The following is a 17,913-nucleotide window of genomic DNA, read 5'->3' as shown; positions in this document are numbered from 1 at the left end:
AGCCTGTAAAGGTGTAAACGATGTCCCCGGTCTAATTTGTAAAGGATGTGCCGGTCTCTACAGTGAGGGCCTGTCTTTAAACGCCCACCTGACCAGTGGCCAATTGCTAACCATTCCCACCTCTGCGACAATCGCGAACAATTCGCGTTAGTTAATATTTCCCAATCGGTGATGTCCGGTGTCGTCAGTCCCAAGCCCTAACAGTGAGCTCGTCGGTGCGCTGTATCGCGACCATCGCGGTTGGCTGCTGGCCTGGCTGCGGCGCAATGTGGCGTGTCCACAGCGCGCCGAAGACCTGAGCCAGGACACCTTTGTCCGCCTGCTCGGTCGCGACGAAATGCAGACACCGCGCGAGCCGCGCGCCTTTCTGGTGGCGATCGCCAAAGGCTTGCTGTTCGACTACTTTCGCCGTGCGGCGCTGGAACAGGCTTACCTCACCGAGCTGATGCTGATCCCCGAAGGCGAACAACCGTCGGTGGAAGAACAGCAAATGATCCTCGAAGACCTCAAAGCCATCGACCGCTTGCTCGGCAAACTGTCGAGCAAGGCCCGCGCCGCCTTCCTTTATAACCGCCTCGATGGCCTCAGCCATGCCGAGATCGCCGACAAGCTCGGCGTCTCGGTGCCGCGCGTACGCCAGTATCTGGCGCAAGGCATTCGTCAGTGCTACATCGCGCTGTACGGTGAGCCGACGTGAGCCCGGCCAGTTCCAGACCGGTGCCGGCCCATGTGCTGGACGCGGCGATTGCCTGGCAACTGACCCTCGATTCGAGCAGTCCGCTGGAGCGCGAAGAGTTCGCCAAATGGCACGCGGCCCATGAAGAACACGCCCGTGCGTGGCGGCAACTGGGCATGCTCGATCAGCGTTTCAGTGTAGCCAAAGGCCCGGCCCGCAGCGCCTTGCTGCAATCGCGCGAAGGCATTCGCCGGCGGGTGCGCAGACTGGGCAGTGGGCTGGCCAGTATTGTGGTGGTGGTCGGAGTGGGGCTGTTTGCCAGCGAACGGTTTCTGCCGCTGGACTACTGGCTCGCCGACCAGCGCACCGCGACCGGTGAGCAGCGTACTGTTCGCCTCGCCGACGGCACGGTATTGAACCTCAACACCCACAGTGCGGTGGATGTGCGGTTCGATGACAAGCGGCGGTTGATCGTGTTGCAGGAAGGCGAAATTCTCGTCGAGACCGGGCATGGCGATGCGCGCCCCTTTATCGTCGAAACCCGCGAGGGCAGCATGCGTGCCCTGGGTACGCGTTTTTTGGTCAAGCGTGAAGACCAAGGCACGCGCCTGAGCGTGTTGCAATCGGCCGTGGCGGCGCACCCGCAATCCAACCCTGAAGAGCAAATCCTCCATGAAGGCCAGCAAGTGCTGCTGCGCAGTGACGGACTGGGTTCGATCGTCGCGCTCAACCCCGGCGCCGATGCCTGGACGCGCGGCATGCTGGTAGTGGATAACGCACGCCTTGGCGATTTGGTGCATGAGTTGGGGCGGTATCGGCGCGGGCATCTGGGCGTGGCGCCGGACGTGGCGGACTTGCGCATCACCGGCAGCTTCCCGCTGCATGACACCGATAAGGCCCTGAGCGCATTGCTGCCGACTTTGCCAGTGCAGATCGAGCGGCATACGCCGTATTGGGTCACTGTCGCAAAGGCCGATATCAAGCCTGAGTAATGCGGTGTCTGAGCGGCCGCCATCGCTGGCAAGCCAGCTCCCACAGGGATCTGCGGTGAGCAGCAATTTTGTGAACAGCACTGAAACCTGTGGGAGCTGGCTTGCCAGCGATGAGGCCCCTACAGCCTCCACTTTCAGTTAATCGAAATTATTTTCATCCCGCCCTATCACTTTTTGCTTTTCATCCGGCACACAGGCAATTGAGAAATATTTCCATTCAGGAGCCGCCGTATGTCCCGTTCGCTAGACACCTTGTTGCGCCCCAGTCTGCTGGCTGTCGCCATCGCGCTCGGCGCGCCGCTGATCAGCAGTCCGTTGCTTGCCGCTGAACAAGCGTCCAGCGTGCGCGCCTACAATCTGCCGGCGGCGCCACTGTCGACCACCCTGAACCAGATCGCCAGCCAGGGCGGCATCGCACTTTCGCTCAATCCCTCGCTGGCGGCGGGCAAGACCTCGGCGCCGGTCAACGGCCAGTACGACGCGGCCGGTGCCTTGCGCGCGGCCCTGCGTGGCACCGGTCTGCAACTGGAACAAAGCAGCACCGGCACCTACACCCTCGTGGCCGTGCCTGAAGGGACGCTGGCCCTGCCGGAAACTTCGGTCATCGGTGTGGAAAACTTCGAAAGTGCCTGGGGCCCGGTCGAAGGCTACACCGCCACCCGCACCGCTGCCGGCAGCAAGACCGACACCGCACTGGTCGAAGCACCGCGTTCGATCTCAGTGGCGACCCGCCAGCAAATGGACGACCGCAGCGTGCACAGCCTCGATGACGCGGTGCGCTACATGCCGGGTATCACCGCCAGCAGCTACGGCAGCGACACCCGCGCCGACTGGCTGCGGGTGCGTGGCTTCGAACCGACCCAGTTCCTCGATGGCCTGCCGCTGCCAAAAGGCGTGTACGCCAACCCGAAACAGGAAACCTGGAACCTCGACCGCCTCGCCCTGCTGCGCGGCCCGGCCTCTTCGGTTTACGGCCAGACCCCACCGGGCGGCCTGCTGGACATGGTCAGCCGTCGCCCAAGTGCCGAAGCCAGCAATGAAATCCAGCTGCAATACGGCAGCGACAATCACCGCCAGATCAACTTTGCCAGCACCGGCAAGATCGACGACGCCGGCCAGTTTCTCTATGGCCTCAGCGGTGTGGTGCGCGACAGCGGCACGCAGGTCGATCACGTCGACAACAAGCGCTACAACATCGCGCCGAGCCTGACCTGGAACATCGACGACGACACCAAATTCACCCTGCTCAGCCAGTTCACTCGCGACGATACCGGCATCACCAGCCAGTTCCTGCCGGTGCAGGGCACCAAGATCAAGTCACCGTTCGGTGATATTTCCCACCACAAGAATCTGGGTGATCCGGACTGGGAATATTACGATCGCACTTACTACGCGCTGGGCTACGCCTTCGAACATCGTCTGAACGATGTCTGGCAGTTCAAGCAGAACCTGCGTTACACCAAGTCGGACCTGTCGTTCCAGTCGCTGACGCCGGGGTCGTACCCGTTCACCGAAGTGGATGATCAAGGCAACGTCGGGCGCACCAGCACCAGCGTCGAAGAAGACATCAGCCAGTTCGCCGTGGACAACAACTTCCAGGCCGACTTCGCCACTGGCGATATCCGCCACACCCTGCTGCTGGGCCTTGACCACCAGCGCAGCAACACCAACTACACCTCGATCTTCGGTGACGGCCTGACCACCAACGTCATCACGCCGATCTACGGTCAGCCGATCGTGCGCCCGGCGCGCTCCACCGCGTTTTACGATTACGACCAGAAGACCTACCAGACCGGCCTGTACATCCAGGATCAGATGGCCCTCGACCAGTGGCGTCTGACCCTCGGCGGCCGTGAAGACTGGGTGCACACCAGCACAAAATTCATCAACAAGGGCGATGCCACCAACACCCAGCGTGACAAGGCGTTCAGCGGCAACGCCGCGCTCAGCTACGTGTTCGACAACGGTTTCGTGCCGTACCTGTCGTACGCCGAATCCTTCCAGCCGACCACGGGCGCCGACGCCACCTCGACCGGTTCGCTCAAGCCGACCGAAGGCAAACAGTGGGAACTGGGCATCAAGTACCAGCCACCGGGCAGCAAAACCCTGCTGACCGCCGCCGTGTACGACCTCACCCAGAAGAACGTCTCGGTCAACACCTTCGTCAACAACGTGTCGATCACCAGTCAGACCGGCGAAGTGAAAGTCAAAGGCCTGGAGCTGGAAGCGGTTTCCGACGTCACCGACAACCTCAAAGTTATCGCCGCCTACACCCTGGCCAAATCCGAAGTACAGAATGGCGTCGACAAGGGCAATCGCCTGCAACTGATGCCGAACCAGCAAGCGTCGCTGTGGACCGATTACACTTGGCACGCAGGCGTTCTCGACGGCTTCGGCATTGGCGGTGGCGTGCGTTACACCGGCAACACCTACGGCGACAAGGCCAACACCTGGCTGGGCAAGGCGGACGCCTACACCGTGTTCGACGCGAGCGTGCATTACGACCTCGGTCGCCTGGACAACAGCCTCAAAGGCGCGTCGCTGGCACTCAACGCGACCAACCTGTTCGACAAGGAATACATTTCCACCTGCGACAGCTTCTACTGCTACTACGGCGACACGCGCAGTGTCGTCGCCAGCGCCACTTACAAGTGGTAAGCAATTGAGCTGAAACAGTTCATGTCACCCGGCCGTCCCTCGTGGACGGCTTTGGTGTTTTTGAAGGTCATGAAATGAAAAGTAAAACTATCCGCCGCTGGTCCTTCATCCACACCTGGACCAGCCTGGTCTGCACCGTGTTTTTGCTGATGCTGGCACTGACCGGTTTGCCGCTGATCTTTCATCACGAGATCGAGCACCTGCTCGGCGACGCACCCGAAGTGCGCGAGCTGCCGGCCGACACGCCACGGCTGAACCTGGCGCAACTGGTCGAGGCCGCCGAAAAGCATCGCCCCGATGATGTCGTGCAGTACTTCGGTTTCGACGACGATGAGCCGAACGCCGTGCTGACGATCATGGCGAAAACCGCTGGCACCGAACCGAACTCGTCACACACGTTCATGCTCGATGCACGCACCGGGGAAGCGCTGGAAACGCCTTCGGCCAACGGTGGTTTGATGCTGTTCATCCTGCGCCTGCACGTCGACATGTTCGCCGGGCTGCCGGGCAAATTGCTGCTGGCGTTCATGGGGCTGCTGTTTGTCGTGGCCATCGTGTCCGGGACGGTGTTGTACCTGCCGTTCATGCGCCGTTTGAAGTTCGGCACCGTGCGTCAGGACAAGTCGACAAGATTACGCTGGCTCGACCTGCATAACCTGATCGGTGTTGTCACTCTGACCTGGGCGCTGGTGGTCGGCGTGACCGGTGTAATCAGCGCCTGCGCCGACCTGCTGATCGCGGCGTGGCGCAATGAAGCACTGACTGCGCTGATCGAACCGTACCGCGATGCGCCACCGCTGACGCACCTGGCGCCGGCCACGCGTTTGCTCGATATCGCTGCTGAAGTTGCGCCGGAGATGAAACCGGACTTCATTGCCTTTCCCGGCACGCGGTTTTCTAGCGAGCACCATTACTCGGTGTTCATGAAGGGCGGCACGCACCTGACCTCGCATCTGCTGACGCCGGTGCTGATCGATGCGACTACGCTGCAGGTCACCGCCGTGGCCGAACGGCCGTGGTACATGGACGCCATGGGCATGTCGCAACCGCTGCACTTCGGCGACTACGGCGGTATGCCGATGAAGATTCTCTGGGCCACGCTCGATGTGCTGACGATCATTGTGCTCGGCAGCGGCGTGTATCTGTGGGTGGTGCGGCGCAAAGCGGCCAGGCCTGTAGTGGAAACGGCGGAGGCGTCTGCATGAAGCCGCGTCAGTCGAATTTCTGGAAGGTCTTCAGCACGCCGATCGTGATTGCATTGCTCAGTGCAGCGGGATTGTTTGCGGCGTTGTTGGGGGACGGGATCTGGGATGCGTTGAGCTGGGTTGGGCTGGGTGTTCCGGCCGTTCTGGCGATCAGGGGATTGCTGCAGCGCGGGTAGTTTTGTGTTGTCGGTGATGGCCTCATCGCTGGCAAGCCAGCTCCCACAAGGATCTCTGCTGGGCCGAAAATGTGTATTCACTGGAAAAACCTGTGGGAGCTGGCTTGCCAGCGATGGCGGCCGGATGGGCGCCATAAATTCCCTCGCCAGCCATCGCGGTTCTGACTAGGCTAACCACCTGCTCTTCGACGATCACCGAGGTTTGCCAATGTCCGCCCCCAGCATGACCCTGTACCACAACACGCTCTCCCCGTTCGTGCGCAAAGTGATGGTGTTGCTGCATGAAACCGGCCAGCAGGATCGCGTTGCCTTGCAAGACTGCGTGCTCAGCCCGGTCAGCCCGAGTGCCGAGCTCAATGCCGATAACCCGCTGGGCAAGATTCCCGCCCTGCGTCTGGCCGATGGCAACGTCATCCATGACAGTCGGGTGATCCTCGAATACCTCGATCAACAACACGTCGGCAATCCGCTGATCCCCCGCGAAGGCGCGGCCCGATGGCGCCGCCTGACCCTGGCCTCGATGGCTGACGGGATCATGGATGCGTCGGTGATGGTGCGTTATGAACTGGTTTTGCGCGCGCCGGAAAAGCATTGGGACGAATGGCTTGAAGCTCAGCGCGACAAGATCCGCCGCGCCCTCGCTGTGTTGGAAAAAGATGCGATTGCCGAGCTGACCAGCCATTTCGATGTGGCCGCCATCAGTGTGGCCTGTGCGCTGGGTTACCTCGACCTGCGTTTCCCCGACCTGGGCTGGCGTGATGCCAACCCGCAATTGGCCAACTGGTTCTTTGAAGTGAGTCAGCGACCGTCCATGATCGCCACGATGCCCAAGCCTTAAATCGGCGGCGCCTGTTCCGGCCTCTTCGCTGGCAAGCCAGCTCCCACAGGATTTGTGGTAGATCGGGGATTTATGTCATCACCGAACTCATTGTGGGAGCTGGCTTGCCAGCGATGGCAGCCACTCGGTTCCACAGGCAAAAACCCGATAATCCGCGTCACCAGTTCATCCTTCCAGCACTGATCCTCACGCAACCCAAGCGACCGGCTCATTGCATCGCCCCCACATCAAACTCCAACGGTTTGGCCGGTTTCTGCCCGATCCCGTACCAGTCCAATTTGCGCGTCAGCATCATGAACACACCCAGCAGGCCGAACAGCAACAACGAGCCCATCAACAACGCGTAATCCTCAGCGCTGAGCAATCCGTAGAGCAGGCCATACAACGCCGCCAGCCCCGCCGAAAAGCTCAAACCGTGACGCACACTGCGCAGCACATGGCAGACATAAAACCCGATCAACAACACACAAGCGCTGGCCGACAGCAGATACGCTGGGGCAAAACCGATGTGCTCCGACAGCGACAGCAACAACAGATAAAAGAACGCCAGCGCCACACCGACCAGCGCGTATTGCACCGGGTGCACGGCCAGACTCTTGAGCACTTCGAACAGGAAGAAACCGGCGAACGTCAGGACAATGAACAGCAGCGCATATTTGATCGCTCGATCGCTCTTCAGATATTGATCCACCGGGTCGATGAAGCTCACGCCGAAGCTGCGACCGTTGAACGCCTCGCAATCATTGCTGCTCACGCAACGGCTCATGGCGTCTTGCAGGTTGGTAGAGAAAAACGTGGTCTGCCAATCGGCGCTGAAACCCTGATCATTGATTTCACGTTTGCCCGGCAGGAAGTTGCCGACAAAGCTTGGATGCGGCCAGTTGGCGGTGAGGCTGACACTGCTGCTCTTACCCACCGGCAACACTTGCAACGAACCGGTGCCTTGCAGACGCAGGTCGAAACAAAAGCTCAGCTCGGTGGTTTTGCTGGTGTCGAGCAGCGGCAACGTGACCCGCACGCCTTCACCGAGCCAACCGACTTGCGTGCCAGGAACGAAGTCCAGACGCTGGCCTTCGAGTTCTAGTTTCAGCGCATTTTCGATGCCGCGAATGTCGCTGATACCGACCGCGAGAAACGGTGCATCGAATTGGTAATCGGTGAAGTCTTCTTTGATGCCCAACTGTGCTGGCAGCGAAAAGTGGCCGTTGATGCGGTTGTCGGCATGGAACAGACGCGCTTCATAAATGCCCCGTGCACGCAGTTCGGTCTGCACCTGACCGTCGAGTTCGAAACGCTCCGGCAGGAAGTACAAACGGCCGCGCTCTTCGCTCGGCTCGTCGTAGCGCTGATTGGTTTTGTCGTTGGTTTTCCAGTTGTGAATCACTTTGCGATACGGCACCACCATCACCGGGCCGCTCAGTTGCTGGCTGTAGCTGGAACTGCGGGCGATGTCTTCAAGCACACCGTCGCGTAGTTCTTGGCGCTCGTCGATGACGCCGTCGATCATCAGCAGCGGGATCAGCAACAGCAGGATCAGCAGGGCGATGGCGCCGAGCTTTATCGTCAGATTCTTGTTCATGGGACTCTCCCTGTTTGGATGGGCAGAGTCTGCTGAGTGGGTGTGGGGTTTTTGTGGGGGGAATGTGGAGATTGTGTGGAAAAATCAAAAGATCGCAGCCTTCGGCAGCTCCTACAGGTGTACGCAACCCTATGTAGGAACTGCCGAAGGCTGCGATCTTTTGACGGAATCAAGGCAGGCGCAATATCACTTCAACACCGTTTTCGACATTGCGAATCTGCATCGCCCCACCATGCAACTTGACCACTTCTTCAACGAAGTTAAGCCCCAGCCCCGTGCTTTTCCGCCCACTGTCCGGTCGCGGCAATGAGTAGAAGCGCTCGGTCAAACGCGGCAAGGCGTAATCGGGAATCGGCGCGGTTTCATTGAAGAGCCGGTAAACAATCTGCTCCTCTTCGCGCTGGGCACTGAAGCGCAACAAGCCCTGACGCGGGGTGAAATCCAGCGCATTCTCCAGCAGATTACCCAACGCCTGACGCAACAGAAATGGCTCGCCAATCAACAGCAGATCCGCTGCAATCGTCTGTTCGATGCACAACAGTTTGCCCTCAATCCGCGCCGCCTGCCCCTGCAACAACTGATCAACCAGCGCCGCCAACGGCACGGCGACCCGCTCTTCCAGGCCTTGACGTTGTTCCACTTGTGCCAGATTCAACAACCGTTCGATCAACTGCTGCATCCGCGCACTTTCGCTGTCGATGTTGCCGATAAACCTCAGGCGCTGAACCGGCGGCATGTCGCCCTGCAGCAACTCCGCTGCGCCACGAATCGCCGCCAGCGGACTTTTCAGTTCATGGGTCAGCGTGTGCACGTAACGCTCGACGTAGGCCTTGCCTTCCAGTTGCGTGCGCATCTGCTCGACCGCTGTCGCCAGTTGCTCCAGCTCACCGCCGCGATAGTGCGGCACTTCCACCCGCCGCCCTTCGCTCACCGCCTGGGCATAACCGGTCAACCGGTGCAGCGCACGGCTCAGCCACCACGACAGCAATGCGCCAAACAGCAGACCGAGGCCGATCAACCCGGCGCCGTAAAACAGCAGGCGCCGCTCGGTGCGATCGACGTAGGGCTGCAATGAGCTGTTGGGCTTGGCCACGGTGACCACACCGATGATCTGGCCGTTGTCGCGGATCGGTGCGCCGACGTGCATCACCGACGAGTTCGCGTCATTCGCATCACTGCGGCTCGAACGTGCGCCATATTCGCCGCGCAGGGTCAGGTAAACGTCGTTCCAGCGCGAGTAATCCTGACCGACCGCGACACCACTGGAATCGAGCACGACGATGCCTTTCGCGTTGGTGACGTAGATGCGGTGGTTGACCTGATTTTTCGGCAAGCCCCAAATGGTCGCTTGCGGCTGACGCTCGCCATAGGCGCGGAGCAACTCGGGCCAGCGGTTCTCGCTAAGGGTGCCAGCCTTGAAATCATCACGGAGGATTTCCGCCATCAGGTTGGCGGTATCGACCAGGGTTTCTTCGGTGGACTGGCGCACGCCGGGGCGGATTTCTTCCATCACCGTGTTGAGCACGAAATAACCGGTCAGACCGACAAACAGCACATACACCAGAAAGATCCGCAGCCCCAGCGACATCAGCTGTGCCCCGGGCTGTAGCTGTAACCGAGGCCGCGATGGGTCTGGATCGGCTCGGCATCGGCACGCACCAGCCGCAGTTTGGCGCGCACGCTCTTGATGTGGCTGTCGATGCTGCGCTCGTAACCGGCGTCGGCGGCCACGCCCAGCGCATCGAGTAATTGCTCGCGGCTGAAGACCCGCTCGGGTTGTTCGAGCAGGCATTGCAGCAGGCGGAATTCGTGGCGGGTCAGGCTTAACGTCTGGCCGCGATAAATGATTTGAATCCGTTCCGGATCAATACGAAACAGCGCAGAACCGGCTTCAATTGCTGGACGCGGTGCCATGCGCTTGAGGATGGCCTTGACCCGCGCCGCGACTTCACGCGGGCTGAACGGCTTGACCACGTAGTCGTCGGCGCCGATTTCCAGCCCGACCACACGATCAATCTCGGCATCGCGGGCGCTGAGGAACAGCACCGGCACTTCGCTGAAGCGCCGTAGCTGTTTGCAGGTCTCGAAGCCGCTGATGTCCGGCAGGCCGATGTCGAGGATGATCAGATCGGCCGGGCTCTGGCGCTGATGTTCCAGCGCCAGAGCGCCGAGGCTCAACCACGTGGTGGTGAAGCCTTCGCCCTGCAAGGCAAAAATCAGCGTGTCGGCAATTGCCGCTTCGTCTTCGACAATCAGGATATGAGGCATGGCGTCCGAGCCCGTGGGTTAGGTGCGCGAACGGTGCCCCAAGCCTGACGTTACGTCAATGAGACCACTTGGTTCAGCAGTCCGGTTTGTCGGCGGTGAAGCGCCGCGCCGGGTTCACTGCCGCGCCGAATTCACGCAAGGCCTTGGCACCGATCAGCAGCGGGTAGTTGAAGTTGCTGCGGTCGGTCAGGTTGACCTCGACGGTACGCTTGACGTTACCCAGACACAGTTCCAGATCGACCACCGGGCGCTTGGCGACTTCGGTGCTTTCGCCCTCGTCCTCTTCATCCGAACGGCTCTTGATCTTGCTGATCCGCGCGACCTTGTGTTCATAGACCTTGTTGCTGGCGTCTTTGGTGGCGAGGCGGAACCGCACCCATTCATCGCCATCGCGGGTGAAGGTCTCGATGTCCTTGGCCGACAGCGAGGCGGTCAGGGCGCCGGTGTCCATCTTGGCCTTGAGCACTTCACCGCCGATTTCCGGCAGCGCGATGTATTCATAGCGCCCGTACAGGGTCGGCTCGGCGGCCATGACCGGCAGGGCGACGAGGGCAAACAGTGCAAGGAGGGATTTCACGTAAGGGGCTTCCTTGGAAAATGAGGGCGGCAGACGCGAGATTTTAGACACCCGGCGAGCAATTCGTTCGCCCGTGAGACCGCATCGCTGGCAAGCCAGCTCCCACAAGGATCTTCAATGAATGCAATTCTCGTGAACACCAGAGAAACCTGTGGGAGCTGGCTTGCCAGCGATGAGGCCAGCAAAATCAATACAATATCTGGCACCAGCATACCGCCCCAAAAGTGAAACATTCGTCACCAGCGATTTGGCCTGTCGCGCGAAGCTGCTTATCATGGCGTGCCCATCCGTTTGCAAAGAGTTGCTTATGCGCCGCCTGCTCACCGGCTGTTTCGTCACCCTGCTGCTGTTGCTCAACACCCTGATCCTGATCGGGCCGTTGCTGGTATTTGCTCTGCTCAAACTGATCGCACCAGGCCGCTGGCGCGATTACGCGTCGGGCGCGGTGATGTGGATCGCCGAGACCTGGGCCGAGATCGACAAGCTGATTTTCCGCCTGTGCATCCCTACCCAATGGGACATTCGCGGTGGTGAAGATCTGCGCGGTGACACCTCGTATCTGGTGGTCAGCAATCACCAGTCGTGGGTCGACATTCCGGCGCTGATCCAGACGCTCAACCGGCGCACGCCGTTTTTCAAATTCTTTCTCAAGAAAGAACTGATCTGGGTGCCGTTCCTGGGGCTGGCGTGGTGGGCGCTGGATTACCCGTTCATGAAGCGCTACACCAAAGCGTTCCTGGCCAAGCACCCGGAGCTGGCCGGCAGGGATCTGGAAATCACCCGACAGGCCTGCGAGCTGTTCAAGCGTCAGCCGGTGACCGTGGTGAATTACCTGGAAGGCACCCGCTACACCGCCGCGAAAAGCGCGCAGCAGCAATCACCGTTCAACTACCTGCTCAAGCCCAAGGCCGGTGGCGTGGCGTTTGTGTTGGCGGCAATGGGTGAACAGCTGGATGCGATTCTCGACGTCACCGTGGTTTATCCACAGGAGCGAATTCCGGGCTTCTGGGATTTGATCAGCGGCAACGTGCCGCGCGTGATCATCGACATCAAGACTCGTGAACTCGACCCGGCGCTGTGGCAGGGTGATTACGAGAATGATCCGGCGTTTCGCCAGACGGTTCAGAACTGGGTCAACCAGCTCTGGACCGAGAAGGATCAGCGCATCGCCGAACTGCGCGGCGAGCGCGGCTGAATCAGCTACCGGTGCCGGCGCCCCAGATGCTGCCCAGACTTTGCAGCAGCGGGCCGCCAACGCCCTGATCACCCAGATACTTGAGCAGCACCGGGGCAAACTGGCCGACCATGCCGCTGTCCATGCCCAGCGCGCCGAAGGCATTGTTCAGGTCATTGGTGTCCTTGACGTTGCCCAGCGCGTTTTCCAGCCCGGCTGACTTGCCCGACGAGCCCAGCAACCCGCTCAGCGCCGCCAGGTTGCCACCGCCACCGGACAACTTGTCGATGCCCGGCACTTCCTTGGCCAACTGCGAATAATCGGTACTGCTCAATTGGTTCTTGGCCAAGCCAAGCATGGCGCTGGTGCCGCCGACGGCTTGCTGCGGGGTAACCCCCAGACCGGTGACAGCTTGCAGCAGACCGGCGGTTTCCGAGGTCGGCGCGGCAGCGGTTGCAGCGTTGCCGCCCTGCATGCTCGAAGCCGCCTTGGTCACATCGTCCAGACTGAAACCGGCAAACACCGGACTGGCCGCAAGGGTCATCAGCGAAGCCATTGCAATACCGCGTGAAATCTTCATTCAGACATCCTCTTGCGCTGTAAAAATCGCCCATTGAAAGGCGGCGAAACTGCCGGTTTGACCGGGTATCCGCCGGCATGTTCCGGCGCGGCGCATCCATTTTCGTCCGGCCTGCGTATATAAAACGTGAAATCCCGGACACCCTCGCGATGAATGGCACAACCGCTGTCACTGAACTAGCCTGTGATCAGTCCGAGTCCAGCCCTCGTCGTTCGACCTTTGCCTGGAGAGTCGTCATTTCCATCGCCGACACCGATCAGTTGCGCCAGCTGTTGGCCCAGTGTGCACTGGGTGATCGTCGCGCCTTCGAAACGCTGTACCGCAGCGTCGGCCCGCGTCTGCATGGCGTGGCCCTGCGTTTTATGGGCCGCACCGATCTGGCAGAGGAAGTGCTGCAGGAAAGCTTCGTGCGCATCTGGAACAACGCCTCGCGCTACGAAGCGCACCTGTCGGCGCCGCTGACCTGGATGATCAACATCACCCGTAATCAGGCCATCGATCAGTTGCGCAAACATCGCGAACGGCCACTGACCGATCTCCAACAGGACACACTGCCGGACGAAAGCCCTTCGGCTCACGAGCAACTGAACAGCGCCCGTGAGGCCAGCGCGCTGAACCGTTGCCTCGAAACCCTCGAAAGCATGCAGCGCCAGTCGATTACCGTGGCCTACTTTCAAGGATTGTCGTGCTCGGAACTGGCCGAACACCTGGCCACGCCGCTGGGAACGGTGAAATCGTGGATTCGCCGTGGCCTGGAACGTCTGCGCCGGTGCCTTGAATCATGAACTACCAGACCCCTGCCCTGCGCCGCGCCCTCGCCGCCGACTACGCCATCGGCCTGATGTCTGCGCCTGCGCGGCGGCGCTTTGAACAGTTGCTACTGGATGACGCGGCACTGCGAGCCGAACTGGCGCAATGGCAGGAAAGCCTCGCCTCTCTCACCGAAGCGCTGCCAGAACATCCGGTTCCGGAACGCGTGTGGCACGGCATCACCGCCCGCATCGACCCGCAAGTGCTGCATGTGCCCGAGAAGCGGCCGTTCTGGAACTGGCTGCGGCTCACGGCAGCCATCTGTTCCATCGCCCTGCTGGTGTTCCTCGGCTCGCTGTACAACCGCGACGACGCCCGCTACCACGCCACGCTGCTGACCGCCGATGCGCAACCGGCGTTGAAGGTCGAGGCGCATGCGGATTATCTGCAAGTCGAGCCGTTGACGCTGGCGGCGGTCGATTCGGATCGTAGCCTGGAGCTGTGGGTAATTCCGGCGGATGGCAAACCGATCTCGCTCGGTGTAATCCCGGCAGGGGGTAAGGGCAAAGTCCAGTTGAGCGAGGCGCAGAAAGTGCTGATCAACAAGCCGATTGCGCTGGCGGTGAGTCTGGAGCCGAAGAGTGGTTCGCCGACTGGGCAGCCGACGGGGCCAGTGTTGTATCAAGGGAGGTTGGCGGCGCTGTGAATGCATCAGTCAAAAGATCGCAGCCTTCGGCAGCTCCTGTAGGGACGGTGTGAGAGCTATAAAATATGGAACCTTTATAGATTCTTTTCTGCTTAAGACGCTCATCGTTATTTCAAAAAAACTAGAAAACCTGTCAGATTTGACAGTTGGCACAAATCCTTAATACCGCCAACATTTCTGCTCCTATTACGTAACGGAGTACAGATGATGAAGCTGAAAATTGCCGCAGGTGTTCTGGTTAGCATCGCTATGATGAGCAGCGCCTATGCAGCAACATGCCCGACACTTTCAATTACTCGCTCTCAAGACAACGAAGATCTCACCTTCACTTCTGCACGCCTTAAAGACAAAAACAGTGCCAACTCAGTCGTGATTTGTCGCTACGAAGGCAAGAACGACCTCAGCGCCTCGTCCGGCTACAGAAACGGTACTCCGGTTAAAGCCACTGGAACCGGTTGGAAAGATAAGGACGGTAAACCTTCGGATGACTGCGTAGTCACCGATGGAGACGCCAGCAAATGCTCGTTTAAAGAAAAGAAGAAATAACACTTAAGAAAAGGGCAACCCGAGGGCTGCCCTTTTCTTACAAGTGAAACTTACGCCGCACTAAACAACTTGTGCGGATCAATCACAAACTTCTTCGGCACACCGGCATCGAACTCGCCGTACCCTTCCGGCGCCTGATCGAGACTGATCACTTGCACGCCCACCACTTCGGCAATGTTGATGCGATCCCACATGATCGCCTGCATCAGTTGGCGGTTGTACTTCATCACTGGCGTCTGGCCGGTGTGGAAGCTGTGCGATTTGGCCCAGCCCAGACCGAAGCGGATGCTCAAGCTGCCCATTTTCGCGGCGGCGTCCACGGCACCTGGATCTTCGGTGACGTACAGGCCGGGGATACCGATCTTGCCGGCCACACGCACCACACCCATCAGTGAGTTGAGTACGGTGGCCGGGGCCTCGGCTTTTACGCCGTCGTGCCCGTGGCCGCGGGCTTCGAAACCGACGCAGTCCACTGCGCAATCCACTTCCGGTTCGCCCAGCAGTGCGGCGATCTGTTCGTGCAGCGGCGTGTCCTTGGACAGGTCGACGATTTCAAAACCCTGCGCCTTGGCGTGGGCCAGGCGGATGGTGTTGACGTCGCCGATGATCACTACCGCAGCACCGAGCAGACGCGCCGAAGCGGCAGCGGCCAGGCCGACCGGGCCGGCGCCCGCGATGTAAACGGTGCTGCCCGGGCCAACGCCCGCAGTGACTGCGCCGTGGTAACCGGTCGGGAGGATGTCGGAGAGGCAAGTCAGGTCGCGGATTTTCTCCATGGCCTTGTCGCGGTCCGGCAGTTTCAGCAGGTTGAAGTCGGCGTATGGCACCAGCACGTATTCGGCCTGGCCACCGGTCCAGTCGCCCATGTCGACGTAACCGTATGCGCCGCCGGCACGGGCCGGGTTGACGGTCAGGCAGACGCCGGTGTGTTGCTCTTTGCAGGAACGGCAGCGCCCGCAAGCCACGTTGAACGGAACGGAAACCAGGTCGCCGATCTTCAGGTTTTCGACGTCGGAGCCTTTTTCGATCACCTCACCGGTGATCTCGTGGCCCAGCACCAGACCGGTCTGCGCCGTGGTACGGCCGCGCACCATGTGCTGGTCGGAGCCGCAGATATTGGTGGAAACCACTTTGAGAATGACCCCGTGCTCGATCTTGCGACCGCGCGGGTCCTGCATTTTCGGATAGTCGATTTTCTGTACTTCGACCTTGCCAGCGCCGAGATACACCACACCACGATTGCCAGACATGCTTTCACCTCGCTGTTGTTTTTATGGAACCGCGTTGCCCAGGCAGGCAGCGCGTTGAGTGCTCGGGTACAGATGCTGCTTTTGTGTTGTCTGTTATGGCCTCATCGCTGGCAAGCCAGCTCCCACAGAATTCGAGGTTGAATTCAATTTTTGTGTACGACACAAATCCCTGTGGGAGCTGGCTTGCCAGCGATGGCGGCCTAAAGAACGACGGTTCTGTTGGCGTTCAAGAACACCCTTCTTTCGATGTGATAGCCAACCGCCCGCGCCAAGGTCAGGCCTTCGATATCGCGCCCCTTGGCAATCAGATCCTCGGGGTAATGACTGTGATCCACCGCCTCGACGCCTTGAGCGATGATCGGCCCTTCATCGAGGTCGTTATTGATGTAATGCGCCGTCGCGCCAACCAGTTTCACGCCCTTGTTGTAGGCCTGGTGATACGGTTTGGCGCCCTTGAAGCCCGGCAGCAACGAGTGATGAATGTTGATCGCCTTGCCATCGAGCTTGCGGCACAACTCCGGCGACAGCACTTGCATGTAGCGGGCAAGGATCACCAGTTCGGCGCCGGACTCTTCGATCACCTGCCACACCTGACGCTCCTGCGACGGCTTGTCGTTGGGGTCGAGGGGGAAATGGTAGTAGGGAATCTGGTGCCAGTCGGCCAGCGGCTTGAGATCCGGATGGTTGGAGACCACCGCCGCGACGTCCATCGACAACTGGCCGATACGCTGGCGATAGAGCAAATCGTTAAGGCAGTGATCAGCCTTGGAGACCATGATCACCACTTTCGGCCGGTAGTTCGGCGCGGTCAGTTCGAAGACCATGCCGAAGGCCTGGCCGCGTTCGGCGAGGCCGGCGCGGAAGGATTGTTCGTCGAAGCCGTCGGGCTGACGGAATTCCACGCGAATGAAGAAACGCCCGGAGAGGCGGTCATCGAACGAGTGGTGCTCGGTGACGTAGCAGCCCTGCTCGAACAGAAAACGCGTGACCGCGTCCACCGTGCCGAGGACGCTGGGGCAGTCGGCGGTCAGAATCCATGTGTCTGGGGCGCGGCTCATGGTGCGGTGACTCCTGTTCTTTGTGCGGGGTGTCAGGTTTTTCCCTCACCCTGGCCCTCTCCCAGAGGGAGAGGGCCAGGGTGAGGTGTTCGTTGGAGCTACGCCGACCTGAAATTCCGAATGTGAATGCAGATCGCAAAAACACCCGAGATCGGCTCCCTTTCCCCCTCTCCCCCAGGGGGAGAGGGCTGGGGTGAGGGGGTAGCTCTTGATCTGTCAGGCCTGAACGCTAAGGCCGTACTCAGCCGACGCATCCTGCAACCACAACCACCAGTAATCCGAGAAGCTGCGACGAATCAACAATTCCCAGGTGTCTTCCGCCGTATGACGGATCATCAACTGCGACTTGGCGAACACCGTGCCGACCGCTTTACCGACCGGGAAATTGTTCGGGTGCACGTCATAGCTGGTCGACTTCATCAGCACCTGACGCACGTTCGGCCCGCTCAGTTCGAGCACTTGCTGGCCGCCGCTGACGTTGACGATCGCGATGTGCAGATCACCCAGCGCTTCGCGCAGTTTCTGTTCGGCGGCGAACTCTTCACCGCTTGGCACGATCAGCAGCCATTCGTCCGGGCCCATCCACTGCAGGCTGGTTTCACCTTTGACGATGACGCTCAGCGCGCCGGGCAGTTCGATGCCCAGCGCTTTATGTACGCCGGCGGCGAACGCGGCATCGTGACCATCACCACGAATGGTCAGGTGGCCGAGGAGTTTCTTTTCCCGCACGATCACGCCGGCGTTCTTGCGGCCCTTGCCGACCAGGCTGGCGAGGTCGGCATGGTGCAGCGACGACTCGGCCTTGGCGCCAGTGGTTGGGCGTTGTTGGTAAACATTGGCTGTGGTCATAAAGCACCTTCCTGAATTCTGTTGGTTCCTG

At 60.2% G+C, this 17,913-nt stretch carries 18 protein-coding genes; 10 read left to right on the top strand and 8 right to left on the bottom strand.

Annotated elements, in window-relative coordinates; translation table 11 throughout:
- Nucleotides 1–178: 178 nt before the first annotated feature.
- The 6 genes from M9827_RS14255 (at nt 179) to M9827_RS14230 (ending at nt 6,545) form a co-directional block, all read left to right on the top strand.
- Complete coding sequence (locus M9827_RS14255; RefSeq protein WP_250605894.1) at nt 179–697, top strand: RNA polymerase sigma factor; 519 nt, start codon at nt 179–181, stop codon at nt 695–697.
- Entirely contained in the window at nt 694–1,668 is a 975-nt protein-coding gene (locus M9827_RS14250) for a FecR domain-containing protein (RefSeq protein ID WP_250605893.1), read from the top strand. Before M9827_RS14255 ends, M9827_RS14250 begins: the two co-directional genes overlap by 4 nt.
- A 231-nt stretch (nt 1,669–1,899) precedes the next feature.
- On the top strand, nt 1,900–4,326 hold the full coding sequence (locus M9827_RS14245; protein WP_250605892.1) for a TonB-dependent siderophore receptor: 2,427 nt from the start codon (nt 1,900–1,902) through the stop codon (nt 4,324–4,326).
- 74 nt (nt 4,327–4,400) lie between these two features.
- On the top strand, nt 4,401–5,531 hold the full coding sequence (locus M9827_RS14240; protein WP_250605891.1) for a PepSY-associated TM helix domain-containing protein: 1,131 nt from the start codon (nt 4,401–4,403) through the stop codon (nt 5,529–5,531).
- Nucleotides 5,528–5,707 carry a hypothetical protein gene (locus M9827_RS14235; RefSeq protein ID WP_250605890.1) on the top strand — a complete coding sequence of 60 codons (180 nt, stop codon included), beginning with the start codon at nt 5,528–5,530 and terminating at the stop codon, nt 5,705–5,707. Before M9827_RS14240 ends, M9827_RS14235 begins: the two co-directional genes overlap by 4 nt.
- Before the next feature lie 208 nt (nt 5,708–5,915).
- Nucleotides 5,916–6,545: a glutathione S-transferase gene (locus M9827_RS14230; RefSeq protein ID WP_250605889.1), complete on the top strand. Its 630-nt coding sequence runs from the start codon at nt 5,916–5,918 to the stop codon at nt 6,543–6,545.
- Nucleotides 6,546–6,753: 208 nt separating this feature from the next.
- Here M9827_RS14230 and creD read toward each other — a convergent pair whose 3' ends face one another.
- The 4 genes from creD to rloA2 all read right to left on the bottom strand — a co-directional run bounded on the left by creD (nt 6,754) and on the right by rloA2 (nt 10,969).
- Nucleotides 6,754–8,124 (bottom strand): cell envelope integrity protein CreD, encoded by a 1,371-nt coding sequence (creD, locus tag M9827_RS14225; protein WP_250605888.1) that lies wholly within the window; start codon nt 8,122–8,124, stop codon nt 6,754–6,756.
- 169 nt (nt 8,125–8,293) lie between these two features.
- Nucleotides 8,294–9,712, bottom strand: a complete 1,419-nt coding sequence (creC, locus tag M9827_RS14220) for a two-component system sensor histidine kinase CreC (RefSeq protein ID WP_250605887.1) — start codon at nt 9,710–9,712, stop codon at nt 8,294–8,296.
- Nucleotides 9,712–10,392, bottom strand: a complete 681-nt coding sequence (gene creB, locus M9827_RS14215; protein ID WP_250605886.1) for a two-component system response regulator CreB — start codon at nt 10,390–10,392, stop codon at nt 9,712–9,714. The genes creC and creB overlap by 1 nt, the downstream gene beginning before the upstream one ends.
- Nucleotides 10,393–10,465: 73 nt before the next feature.
- A complete protein-coding gene (rloA2, locus tag M9827_RS14210; protein ID WP_095050277.1) occupies nt 10,466–10,969 on the bottom strand; it encodes a retropepsin-like aspartic peptidase RloA2 in 504 nt (167 codons plus the stop codon).
- 307 nt (nt 10,970–11,276) lie between these two features.
- On the opposite strand from rloA2, the gene yihG reads away from it, so the two are divergent.
- Entirely contained in the window at nt 11,277–12,164 is an 888-nt protein-coding gene (gene yihG / locus M9827_RS14205) for a 1-acylglycerol-3-phosphate O-acyltransferase, YihG family (RefSeq protein WP_250605885.1), read from the top strand.
- A gap of 1 nt (nt 12,165) precedes the next feature.
- On the opposite strand, the gene M9827_RS14200 is transcribed toward yihG, so the two are convergent.
- Complete coding sequence (locus M9827_RS14200) at nt 12,166–12,723, bottom strand: DUF2780 domain-containing protein (protein ID WP_123454131.1); 558 nt, start codon at nt 12,721–12,723, stop codon at nt 12,166–12,168.
- A 149-nt stretch (nt 12,724–12,872) separates the two neighbouring features.
- Between M9827_RS14200 and M9827_RS14195 the strand changes: the two genes are divergently transcribed.
- The 3 genes from M9827_RS14195 to M9827_RS14185 all read left to right on the top strand — a co-directional run bounded on the left by M9827_RS14195 (nt 12,873) and on the right by M9827_RS14185 (nt 14,725).
- Nucleotides 12,873–13,508 (top strand): RNA polymerase sigma factor, encoded by a 636-nt coding sequence (locus M9827_RS14195; protein ID WP_250605884.1) that lies wholly within the window; start codon nt 12,873–12,875, stop codon nt 13,506–13,508.
- Nucleotides 13,505–14,179: an anti-sigma factor gene (locus M9827_RS14190; protein WP_250605883.1), complete on the top strand. Its 675-nt coding sequence runs from the start codon at nt 13,505–13,507 to the stop codon at nt 14,177–14,179. The genes M9827_RS14195 and M9827_RS14190 overlap by 4 nt, the downstream gene beginning before the upstream one ends.
- A 204-nt stretch (nt 14,180–14,383) precedes the next feature.
- Nucleotides 14,384–14,725 (top strand): hypothetical protein, encoded by a 342-nt coding sequence (locus M9827_RS14185; protein WP_250605882.1) that lies wholly within the window; start codon nt 14,384–14,386, stop codon nt 14,723–14,725.
- 50 nt (nt 14,726–14,775) lie between these two features.
- Here M9827_RS14185 and fdhA read toward each other — a convergent pair whose 3' ends face one another.
- The 3 genes from fdhA to M9827_RS14170 all read right to left on the bottom strand — a co-directional run bounded on the left by fdhA (nt 14,776) and on the right by M9827_RS14170 (nt 17,882).
- Nucleotides 14,776–15,975 carry a formaldehyde dehydrogenase, glutathione-independent gene (fdhA, locus tag M9827_RS14180; RefSeq protein WP_007909990.1) on the bottom strand — a complete coding sequence of 400 codons (1,200 nt, stop codon included), beginning with the start codon at nt 15,973–15,975 and terminating at the stop codon, nt 14,776–14,778.
- A 200-nt stretch (nt 15,976–16,175) separates the two neighbouring features.
- The gene (gene purU, locus M9827_RS14175; RefSeq protein ID WP_064589552.1) at nt 16,176–17,033 is read right to left on the bottom strand and encodes a formyltetrahydrofolate deformylase; all 858 of its coding nucleotides are present in this window, start codon (nt 17,031–17,033) and stop codon (nt 16,176–16,178) included.
- Nucleotides 17,034–17,249: 216 nt separating this feature from the next.
- On the bottom strand, nt 17,250–17,882 hold the full coding sequence (locus tag M9827_RS14170; protein WP_008086919.1) for a sarcosine oxidase subunit gamma: 633 nt from the start codon (nt 17,880–17,882) through the stop codon (nt 17,250–17,252).
- Nucleotides 17,883–17,913: the final 31 nt, after the last annotated feature.

The sequence above is a fragment of the Pseudomonas sp. AKS31 genome, from assembly GCF_023634765.1.
GTDB lineage: Bacteria > Pseudomonadota > Gammaproteobacteria > Pseudomonadales > Pseudomonadaceae > Aquipseudomonas.
This window is presented reverse-complemented; position numbering and strand designations above follow the sequence as displayed.